General features: G+C 71.3%; 8 protein-coding genes. 4 read left to right on the top strand and 4 right to left on the bottom strand.

The features are described 5' to 3' along the window. Window positions 1-176: 176 nt before the first annotated feature. Window positions 177-2,111: an alpha/beta hydrolase gene (locus tag GXY35_06815; GenBank protein NLW94285.1), complete on the bottom strand. Its 1,935-nt coding sequence runs from the start codon at window positions 2,109-2,111 to the stop codon at window positions 177-179. 128 nt (window positions 2,112-2,239) lie between these two features. Between GXY35_06815 and GXY35_06810 the strand changes: the two genes are divergently transcribed. Further along, window positions 2,240-2,800 carry a hypothetical protein gene (locus GXY35_06810; protein NLW94284.1) on the top strand — a complete coding sequence of 187 codons (561 nt, stop codon included), beginning with the start codon at window positions 2,240-2,242 and terminating at the stop codon, window positions 2,798-2,800. Between the two features lie 12 nt (window positions 2,801-2,812). Here the strand turns inward: GXY35_06810 and mtnP are convergent, their stop codons facing one another. Together mtnP and GXY35_06800 are read right to left on the bottom strand one after the other, a co-directional pair. Then, window positions 2,813-3,685 (bottom strand): S-methyl-5'-thioadenosine phosphorylase, encoded by an 873-nt coding sequence (gene mtnP, locus GXY35_06805; GenBank protein ID NLW94283.1) that lies wholly within the window; start codon window positions 3,683-3,685, stop codon window positions 2,813-2,815. Between the two features lie 2 nt (window positions 3,686-3,687). Continuing rightward, window positions 3,688-4,986: a hypothetical protein gene (locus tag GXY35_06800; GenBank protein ID NLW94282.1), complete on the bottom strand. Its 1,299-nt coding sequence runs from the start codon at window positions 4,984-4,986 to the stop codon at window positions 3,688-3,690. A gap of 129 nt (window positions 4,987-5,115) precedes the next feature. On the opposite strand from GXY35_06800, the gene GXY35_06795 reads away from it, so the two are divergent. Further along, window positions 5,116-6,489 (top strand): glycosyltransferase family 39 protein, encoded by a 1,374-nt coding sequence (locus GXY35_06795; protein ID NLW94281.1) that lies wholly within the window; start codon window positions 5,116-5,118, stop codon window positions 6,487-6,489. Here GXY35_06795 and GXY35_06790 read toward each other — a convergent pair. Continuing rightward, window positions 6,483-8,603: a hypothetical protein gene (locus GXY35_06790; protein ID NLW94280.1), complete on the bottom strand. Its 2,121-nt coding sequence runs from the start codon at window positions 8,601-8,603 to the stop codon at window positions 6,483-6,485. The two genes, GXY35_06795 and GXY35_06790, sit on opposite strands and share 7 nt — an antisense overlap. A 389-nt stretch (window positions 8,604-8,992) precedes the next feature. On the opposite strand from GXY35_06790, the gene GXY35_06785 reads away from it, so the two are divergent. Then, the gene (locus GXY35_06785; GenBank protein ID NLW94279.1) at window positions 8,993-9,628 is read left to right on the top strand and encodes a hypothetical protein; all 636 of its coding nucleotides are present in this window, start codon (window positions 8,993-8,995) and stop codon (window positions 9,626-9,628) included. Between the two features lie 43 nt (window positions 9,629-9,671). Beyond that, on the top strand, window positions 9,672-9,795 hold a 124-nt coding region (locus GXY35_06780; GenBank protein ID NLW94278.1), incomplete at its 3' end, for a BMC domain-containing protein.

The following is a 9,795-nucleotide window of genomic DNA, read 5'->3' as shown; positions in this document are numbered from 1 at the left end:
TTCCAGGGACGAGCAAACCTCAATTTGGCGCTGTTTACGTATGTCGTGTATAAATCCGGAGAGCTTGTGCCCGGCTATTTGACTAAGCCCTTCGGCGGAAAGCCCACACTTTTTGTTGCATGATCCTTCCTAACGCCGGTCGAGGCGCGAAACGGCCTCCCGCGGGGCGTCGCCGCTCAGTTCGGCGGGAAGAGAAACTCCAGGCACCGGCCTATCCGTTTGCGCCAGAAGACCTCGTTGTGATAGTGCCCCTCCGCGACGATGCCGAGAAGGTCGACGCCCGGCGTCTTCCCCCTCTCCGCGGCGATCGCGAGGACCTCGCGCGTGGCGCCCGTGGAGTCGTCGCGGTGCGGCTGGTCGTAGGCCCAGCGGGTCCCGCAGTCCGCGTAGAGCCGCCGGATCGGCAGCGTCGCCGAGGCGCGCATCGCCGCCCGCACCGGGTCGCGGGGGACATGCGCGAAGGAGATGCTCCCGACGAGGCCGAACGCGTCGGGCCGCCGCATCCCGGCGTAGAGGGCGCAGTTGGCCCCGTAGGAGGCGCCGATGATCCCGACGTCGCCGGGCGACGTCGAGAGGTCGAGCTCCTTCCGGAGCGCGGGGAGGAGGGTATCGGCGAGGAAATCGACGTACAGGTCCGCCCTGCCGTGCGGCGGCGGGAGGTACGCCGGGTCCCTCCGCGGGTGGGAGAAGACGGAGACGAGGACGAGGTCGCGGCAGCGGCCGCGCCGCGCCGCGTCGACGGCGATGGTGTCGGTGTGCCACCCGCCGTGCGCGCCCTGGTTTTTCCACTGGTTCTGCCCGTCGTTGAGCACCGCGACCGGGTACGGGCCGCCCGCCCCGCAGCCGTAGTCGCGCGGGAGCATGACGTTGACCCGGAAATGGTGGGCGAGCCCGCGGCTGTAGACGTCGCGGCTCGCGTAGGCGGGCGGGCGGCGGAACGCCGGGGGCGGCGCGGAAAAGAACTCGCCGTCCATCAGGTACAGATCCCTCCCGAGCGGGTCGTAGAGGCCCCGCCCCGCCGGGCGGTCCTCCTTCCCCCGGCAGGATACGTAGAACCGGTCCCCGGGGGCGCACGGAACCGTGGCCTCGAAGAGCCACTCGTCGTGGAACCGCCCCCGCCGCACGCGCCGCATCGGGACCCGCAAAAGTTCCTGCCCCCTGCGGGTGCAGACACGGACGCTCGGTTCCGCCCATCCGCTGTAGTAGTGCAGTTTCGCCGCGTTCGCCCGCGTCTCCTCCACCGTGGCCTCCTTGAACCCGTAGCTGCGCGTCACGCCGCGCGGAAACCCCGCGTCCATCCACTCCGTCACCCGCCGCGTGATCGGGCCGTGGAAGCGGCTGATGAGGATGCTCCCGTGCGAGTACCCCTCGAAGATGAGCCGCGACGCGCCGTAGAATCTCGCGAGCGCCGCCTGCGCCCTGTCGCGCGCCGAGACGGATATCGCCAGCACCGGGCAGGTCACGCGCCGCGCGTCGATCCCGACGCGCTCGATCACGATCTCCCGGTACGCCCTCCCCGAGAGGTACGACTGCGCGAAGAGCGAGACCAGGGCGTCGAACTCCGCGGGGCTCGCCGGCCGACCCAGCATCTCCTCGACGACCGCGCGGTCGGGCCAGAAGTTCATCACCGGCGGCGGGGAGGCGTCGCGGCGGGGCCGCTCGCCGATCATCCGCGCGACCTCCCGCGGCCAGTCGCTGTCGTACAGGACGAGGGCGCGGGCGCCGTGGAGTTCGGCGAGCTTCTGCACGAGGAGCCCGCCGATGCTGTAGCCGACATAGACCGCCTCCTCGAGGCGGAAGCGCCGGCGGACGGCGAGGATGTCGTCGAGGTAGTCGAGATGCGTGAGGCGCGCGATGCCGCGGGCGCGGCTGCGGTAGTAGCCGCGAAGGTTCAGGGCGTAGGCGCGGCGGCCGCGTGACGCCCAGTAGTCAAGCTGCTGCCGGCATATCCAGCTCCCGTCGAACGCCCCGCCGACGAAGACGACCGGCTCCAGCCCCGTCTCCATCTCCGGGCGCGCCCCCTCGACGAAGAGGCGGTTCGGGCCCGCGTACGCCTCGAAGCCGACCGTCTCGAAGCGCGGGGCGGGGCGCGGCGGCACCCTGTCGGACATTCGCATTCCCTCCGCGGCGCGCGTCGTGCGCGGGCACTATGCTAACACATCGACACGAAGCGGAGAACATTTCGCCCTGCGGCGCCGTAGCAGCATATGGTACACTTGTGAAAACCGAGGATCGCACCGTGCACCCGACCCCCGCGGCATCCCGCCTCCTCGCGGCGCTCAAAGCGGCCGCCCTCTGCCTCGCGCTCGGCGCCGCCGCCGGCGCCGCCGACACCATCACGCTGAAGAACGGCGGCACGCTCAAGTGCAAGGTGATCCGGGAGACGAAGGAGCTCGTCAAGGTGCGGATGCCGCGTCGCGGGAAGATCGTCACCACCTTCCTGAACCGCGGGGCGGTCGAATCGATCGCCACGACCTCCGACATCGAGAACCGCCGCCTGTTCCAGTCGTCGGGGGTGCGCAACCCGGCCAAGAACTTCGAGCCGGTCTACTTCAGCGGGATCCGGACGGCCGCGGCGGGCGGCAAGCCGGGGTTGCCGGGCGGAAAGCCGACGATGAAGACGACGGCACGCGGGATCGAGGCGCGACAGAAGGCCTCCGAGGAGCGCGCGAAGGCGCGGAGCGCCAGGGGACGGTCGGGCGCCTCTGCGGCCGCGGAGCCGTCGGCCGCTCCGATCGCGCCGGTCACGACCGGCGGCGCCGGGACGAGCATGAGCACGGGGATCTCGTCGGGATCGTGAGGCCGCGGGGCGTCAGCGCGCGGCCGCGAGGTACTTGCCGACGAGGAGGCCGAGGCGCTTCGCCGTCTCGGCGGGGATCGCGTCGCGCTGCGTGATGATGGCGGTCTCGAGCGCCCGGCCGCACGCGCACCCCTGGACCGGCGGCACCTTCGCGACCGCCTTCCTGATGATCGTTTTCGCGGTCTCGGCGTTCTTCAGCAGATTCTTCACCACCGTCTCGACCGTCACCGCCTCATGCTCGGGGTGCCAGCAGTCGTAGTCGGTGACCATCGCCATCGTGGCGTAGCAGATCTCCGCCTCGCGCGCGAGCTTCGCCTCCACGAGGTTGGTCATCCCGATCAGGTCCATCCCCATCTTCCGGTACGCCTCCGACTCCGCCCTGGTGGAGAAGGCGGGACCCTCCATGTTGACGTAGGTCCCGCCGAGGTGCATGGAGGCGCCGATCTCCCTCCCCGACTCGTACAGGATCGAGGCGAGCGCCTTGCAGACCGGCTCCCCGAACGCGATGTGCACCACCAGGCCGTCGCCGAAGAAGGTGGAGCACCTGCGGGTGGTTCGGTCGAGGAACTGGTCGACGATGACGATGTCGAGCGGGCGGTATTTCTCCTGGAGGCTTCCCACCGCGCTCACCGAGATGATCCAGGAGACGCCGAGCTTCTTCATCCCGAAGATGTTGGCACGGTAGTTGATCTCGGACGGCATGAGCCGGTGCCCGACGCCGTGCCGGGGGAGGAAGACCACCTCCCGCCCATGCAGCCGGCCGATGACATACCTGTCGGAGGGATTCCCGAACGGGGTGTCGACCGACTCCCGCCGGATCCCCTCGATCCCCTCCATATCGTAGAGCCCGCTGCCGCCGATGATCCCGATCCTGCCTGTTTCCACTGTCAGCGCTCCTGCTCTGGCGCGGCGGGAACGGCCGCGACCGCCTCGCGCACCCGTGCGAGGGCCTCCTGGAGCCGGGCGGCCTCGGCGGCCAGCTTCGCCTGCGCCTCCTCACGCTCCTTGAGTTGCCGGGTGAGCTCCTCCACCTTCCCGCCGGAAACGGTCGAGGCCGCCTTCAACGCCTCCAGCTCCGCCTTCAGGGCGTCCCGTTCGGCGACGACTTGCTTGAGGTTCTCCTCGGCGGCGGCGAGGCCCTCCCGCGCCCGGTCGGTCGCCCCCTCTCCCGCGCCGGAAACGGGCGGGGCCGCCTTCAGCGCCTCCAGCTCCGCCTTCAGGGCGTCCCGTTCGGCGACGACCCGCTTGAGGTTCTCCGCCGCGTCGGTGAGCTTCTCCGTGATGGCGGCGAGGCTCTCCCGCGCCGCCTCCCTGGTCTTCTCGAACTCGCCCAGCTTCGACTCCGCCGCGGATCTCGCCTCGCGTTCCTTCGCCATCGCCGCGGCCATCTCCTCCTGCTCCGTCTTGAGCCGGCTGACCGCCTCGTCCGCGGACGCCGCGGCCTTCTCCATCGCCGCGGCCTTCTCGACCGCGGCCTGCCGCAGCGCGGCCTCCTTTTCCAGACGCCCCTCCGCCTCCCGCTGCATCGCCTTCAGGCGCTGGAGGTCGTCGACGAGCTGCTTCTGCTTCGCCTCGAGCGTCTCCACCCGCTCGTTGCGGGCGTGCAGCTGCTCGACGAACGATGGCCTGACGACCTCGGGAAGCGCGCCGCCCGCGCGCCGGCTCGCGCCCCGGCCGGCGGGCCCCCCCTCGTACGCGTCATAGACGATCGAGGCGATGAAGCCGACGGAGACGAGCACCCCGAGCCCCTTGCAGATGTTCGCCGCCCCGCGTTTGCCCCGCAGGAAGAAGTACCCTGCGGAGAAGAGCGCCAGGGGGATGATCCAGAGGAGCACGGGGAAACCGGCGAAACCGGACAGGGCGCAGACAAGGCCCGCCAGGATGTAGATGCTCCCGATCTGGCGCAGCGTCCCGGATTCGCTCCGGTACTCCCGGCACGCGTCGTAGATCCGGGCAAAAACGCCCAGCTCCACCAGGATCAGGGCGGTGAGGAGGTCGACGGGCGACCGGCGCTCGTAGGAGAGGAGGATGCAGGCGATCAGGGTGACGAGAAGAATCGGCAGCTCCATAAACAGGATGCGCCACTCGATGGAACGCGCGCGGCGGCGGACGAACACAAACACCATTGCGGCGACCGCCATCGCGCAACAGAGATACTGGAGCTGCTCGCGGGTCATCGTCATCATCTCCCCCTCCCTCCTCTTGACGGGCCCAGTGTAGCAGATGGAGCGGGGCGGGTAAACGGCAAAAGCGGGCGGGCTTGCGCCTCCCCGCCCCCGCCTGTGGTATGCTATCACGGTCCCGGGGGCCGTTCGATGCGCACTCGTTCAGAAAACCGGCCGGGCAGGCGAGGCGCCGCCCTCGTCTTCCTGCTCGCCCTGGCCCTCAGGGCGCCTGCAGCCCTGCATCCCCCGCGCGGCCCCCTCTTCGCGGACATGCTCGAGTATCGGGAAAAGGCCGTCGCCGTCGCCCGGGAGGGCTCGTACGGCCACGCGACGCGCCCGCCGCTCTACCCCCTCTTCCTCGCCGCCGTCTACCGCCTCGTCGGGGACGGGCGCGTCGGGGCCGCCTGTGCGCAGGCCTTCCTGGGAGCGGCAACCGCCCTCCTCGCGTTCGAGACCGCCCGGCGCCTTTGCGGCCCGCGCGGGGGGCTCGTCGCGGGCCTCCTGGTCGCCTGCTATCCGGGCCTCATCGTCTACACCGGCCTCCTGATGTCAGAGACCCTGTACACCCTCCTGTTCGCAGCGGCGCTGTTCGTCCTGGCCCGGGACGAGCCCCCGGCCGCCGGGGCGTGCGCGGCGGCGGGCGCCCTCCTCGGCCTCGCCTGCCTGACCCGGTCGGTCGCGGCCGGCTTCATCCCCGTCGCGGCGGCGTGGCTGTGCCTGCGCGCCGGGTGGAGGCGCGGGGCGCTCCTCCTCCTTGTTGCCGCCGCCGCGCTCGCCCCCTGGACCGCGCGGAACGCCCTTCGGTACGGGAGGTTCGTGCCGCTGGACACCTACGGCGGCTACAACTTCCTCTTTGGCAACAACCCCGCCGCGACCGGCCGCCAGGAGCCCTCGATGCTCCCCGAACTCGGAGAAACCGTCTGGAGAAAGTGGCGGATCGAGGAGGAGGACGGGCGGTCGCGTGCCGTCGTCGTCTGCCCGGAGGGGGCGGCGGCGGGCTACCGGGCGGGGGCGCGCTTCATCGCCGCGCACCCGGGCGGCTTCCTGCGCCTCGGGATCAGGAAGCTCGGCTACCTGGCCGGGCCGGAGATCCGGGAGCTCTCCTGGGGCTATTCCAGGAACCTGTTCGGTCCCGTGCCCCGCGCGCTGCTCCTCCCCGCGGCGCTGGCGATCGTGGCGGGGTTCCCCGTCCTCGCCCTCCTCGCCCTGTCCGGCGCCTGCTTCGGCGGCGGGGGCCGAGGCGGCGGGTGGGGGATCCTGTCCCTCGCGCTGCTCTACGTCGGCGCCGCGCACTTCCTCTTCTTCGGGGAGAGCCGGTTCCACCTCCCGCTTGTCCCGGTCTTGGCGGTCTTCGCGGGGAGACTGGCGTGTCCCGGGGGGGGGAGGAATCGTGCGCGCCTGGCCGTCTTCGCCGCCGCGGCGGGCCTCCTCGTGTGCAACTGGTCCGTCCGCCTCGGCGAGGAATGGCGGCGGGTGGAGTCGGCGCTGGGGCCGGGCGGCGCTACCGCCCGCCTCGACTACTGAGCGGCGGCCGGATACGCGTACACGTCCACGTCGCAGGCGAGCGGGGCGTCTGACGAGAGCGTGAACCGGAGGCGCCGCCGCCCGGGCGGGGGGCACTCCCGCACCGTCCCGGTGAACTCGTTCACCAGCGTGAGCATCTTCAGCCGCCGCGCGCTCCGCAGCGGGACTGGCGCACCGTCGAGGAGTACATCCCCGACGCGCACCGCCGCGGCGCTCCTGACGGCGATGCACAGGGCGACGGCCTCCGCGCCCTCGCCGACCTCCGCCTCCCCCTCCAGCACAACGGAGCGCACCGCCGGCCTGAACGCGGGCTCCCAGTAGCGGTAGACGGGCGACCGGCCGGGGAACGCGAATCCCGCGCCCCCCGTGGGGATCTCGAGGGAGCCGAGCGGGGCGCCCGCGGCGCTGCGCGCCTCGAGCGCCCGGACACGCATCGCCGGGCGGAACGCGGCGATCCTGAACGGCCCCGCCGGAATCCAGGCGGCCTCCGGGGCGGGGACGAGCGGCGTGTCGGGCCCCTCGATCAGGTAGTGGATCTCCCCGGCGTCCGCGCCCGCCCTGTCCGCGGTTTTCACCCGGCCGCTTCGCCGCGCCTCCCCCCCCCTCCTCACCGCGGCATCCGGGCCGTCTGCATCCCCGGTCTGCCCCACAACGGACTCCGGGGCGGACCCCGGTTCGCCTTCCATCCACCCTATCCAGAATCCTTTGTCCTCCCTGAAGCATTCGGCGTACGGTCCGTGGATCCGCCGGGCGCATTCGCCGTAGGAGAGCCGTTCGCGCGCGACGAACAGCTCCGCCAGCTCCCTCCGATACCGCTGCGGCATCACCGACAGGAACCTGAACCGCTCCCGGGGCCACGCGCGCATCGACCTGATGTTGAGCCAGAAGCTCGGGAGGGAGGCGGTCCCGCGCCGCGCGGTCTCGGCCCGGAACCTGCAGAGGACGGTGACGTTCAACGCGCCGAGCAGCACGAGGTAGAGCACGACCGCCGCGCGGGCCGCGGCGGCGAAGCCCCCCTTCGCGCCCCCCGCCCCCTTCCCCTCTCCCCAGACCGCGGCGAGGAAGATGCCCATGAAGACGAACGGCGCCGGATACGCGGCGTCCAGGTAGTAGAGCCAGATCCCCCCCCTCCTTCCCAGCGCCGCCGCGACGGTTCCGAGCAACCAGACGAGCAAGACCGCGCAGACGCGCGCCTCGCGGGTGGCGCTCCGCCGCGCGATGCGGGTGACGACGTAGGCACACGCGGCCGCGGCGCCACCCGCCGCGAGGAGATTCTCCGTGAGGAAGACCCGGTACCAGGCCGACGCGCCCGGGGCGAGCTCGCTCAAAAACCGCGGCCCGGCGGTGAGCCACAGGCGCAGATCGGAGACGACGCCGCCCGCCCCGCCGCCTCCCCCCGCCGGGACGGCCCCGCGGATGAAATCGAGCAGGCCGAGCGTGTTCGCCCAGCCGTTCAGGCACTCGTGCCACAGGTACGGGAGGCACAGGGCCGCCGCCGCCGCGATCCCCCACGCCCCCCCCCTGCCGGCCAGGGGGGGGCGGAAGAGGAGCCAGAGGACGAGGAGGAGCGGGAGGAAGACCGCGGTCGAGAGGTGGAGCTGGAGCAGCGCGGCGAGGCAGGCGAGCGCCCACGGGAGCGCGGAGGCCCTCCTTCCGACAACCCACTCCGTCGCGCACGCCCAGAAGAGGACGACGAACAGCGGCATCAGCGTGGGGTTCGAGAGGACCTGCGCCCTGATGATCCAGGGGGCCGAGAAGGCGTACGGGAAGAGCGAGAGCACGGCGACACGGCCGCCCAGCCAGCGCCGGACGGCGACAAAGCACGCGGCGAGCGCCGCGACGTTCACGAGCACGACGAAGAGGAAGACGCTCCCCGGCTCGCCCGCGACGAACGCCGGGACGGCGAGGAGGTAGTAGTACAGCGGCCCGAGACAGAACGCGGACGGCCCCACGGCGGGGCCGAGCGACGGGAAGGCGCTTCCCCGGGCGATCTCGAACGCCCGCAGGAGGTCGCGCGTCTGGTCGGTGATCGTCCAGACGAGGTCGAGACCCGCGAGGCGGAGAAACGCCCCGAGCGCAACGGCGACCGCCGCCGGAATCCAGACGCGCCGCATCGTCCCCTCCCCGCGGGCACTATAGCACAGACGACCGCGCCGTTTCATCCCGAAGGCGCCCCGCCCCGGCCGCGTTCCGCGGGTCCGCGTCCCTCCCCGAAAACCTTTCGGCCGGGCGTCGTCATCGACGGCCGGCGCCGGCCCGCGGCCGGCGCTTCCGGATTTTCTGAACGCCGCCCGCCGCCGCGACTTTCCGCGCGCGACGCGGCGCCGAACGGATCGGCGCGTCCATCTTCTATTGCGCAAAATAGTATACAATCGTCCATCGAAGATTTCTGGTTGACTTGGCCGGGCCGTTCCCCTATTCTTGGCGCGTTGTGCGGGTACGCGCTGAACACCGCAGAGCCACCACGTCCGCGGCCGCGGACACAGCGAAAGGGGAAGGCCCTATGGTACAGCTCCGGTCGTTCGTCTTCATCGACAGTCTCCAGCCCCAGCTCGCCTCGTTCGTCGCCTCCGCGGCAAAGGGATTCATGCCGGTCGCGGGGATGGCCTCCCTGTACGTCGAGGTCGCGCCGGGCATGGAGATCATCAAGGCGCTCGACGTCGCCCTCAAGGCGACCACCTGCCGCCCGGCGGTCCAGGTCGTCGAGCGCGCCTACGGCTGCCTCGAGGTCCACTCCGACGACAAGGGGCAGGTCCTCAACGCCGGGAAGGCGATCCTCGACTACCTGGGCCTCAAGGAGGAGGACCGTTTGAAGCCCAAGGTCGTCTCCAGCTCCATCATCCGCCGCATCAGCCCGTACCAGTCACAGCTCATCAACAAGGGCCGCGACGGCTCGATGCTGCTGGGCGACCAGACGCTCTACACGATGGAGACCGACCCCGCCGCCTACGTGACGATCGCCGCCAACGAGGCGGAGAAGGCGTCGCACGTGACGCTCGTCGAGGTGCGCCCGGTCGGGCGCTTCGGGCGCCTCTACCTCGGCGGCGAGGAGCGCGACATCATGGTCGGCAGCGAGGCGGCGACCAGGGCGATCGAGGCGATCTCCGGCAAGGAGCAGGCCGGCAAGGGCGGCGAATGAGCGGCGCGGCGCATGCCGCGCAAACGGCTGAAAGGGGGACGCGATGTCAGAGGCACTGGGGATGATCGAGACGCGGGGGTTCGCGGCGATGGTCGAGGCGGCCGACGCGATGGTGAAGGCGGCGAAGGTCGAGCTGGTGAGCTACGAGAAGATCGGCGGCGGCTACG

The sequence above is a fragment of the Chlamydiota bacterium genome, from assembly GCA_012729785.1.
Taxonomy (GTDB): Bacteria; Auribacterota; Tritonobacteria; order UBA1439; family UBA1439; genus UBA1439.
This window is presented reverse-complemented; position numbering and strand designations above follow the sequence as displayed.

What these genes read in the sequence shown, in the direction of transcription:
- GXY35_06815 (NLW94285.1), bottom strand. Translation starts at nt 2,111, where the DNA reads ATGTCCGACAGGGTGCCGCCGCGCCCCGCCCCGCGCTTCGAGACGGTC.
- GXY35_06800 (NLW94282.1), bottom strand. Translation starts at nt 4,986, where the DNA reads ATGATGACGATGACCCGCGAGCAGCTCCAGTATCTCTGTTGCGCGATG.
- GXY35_06795 (NLW94281.1), top strand. Translation starts at nt 5,116, where the DNA reads ATGCGCACTCGTTCAGAAAACCGGCCGGGCAGGCGAGGCGCCGCCCTC.
- GXY35_06790 (NLW94280.1), bottom strand. Translation starts at nt 8,603, where the DNA reads ATGCGGCGCGTCTGGATTCCGGCGGCGGTCGCCGTTGCGCTCGGGGCG.
- GXY35_06785 (NLW94279.1), top strand. Translation starts at nt 8,993, where the DNA reads ATGGTACAGCTCCGGTCGTTCGTCTTCATCGACAGTCTCCAGCCCCAG.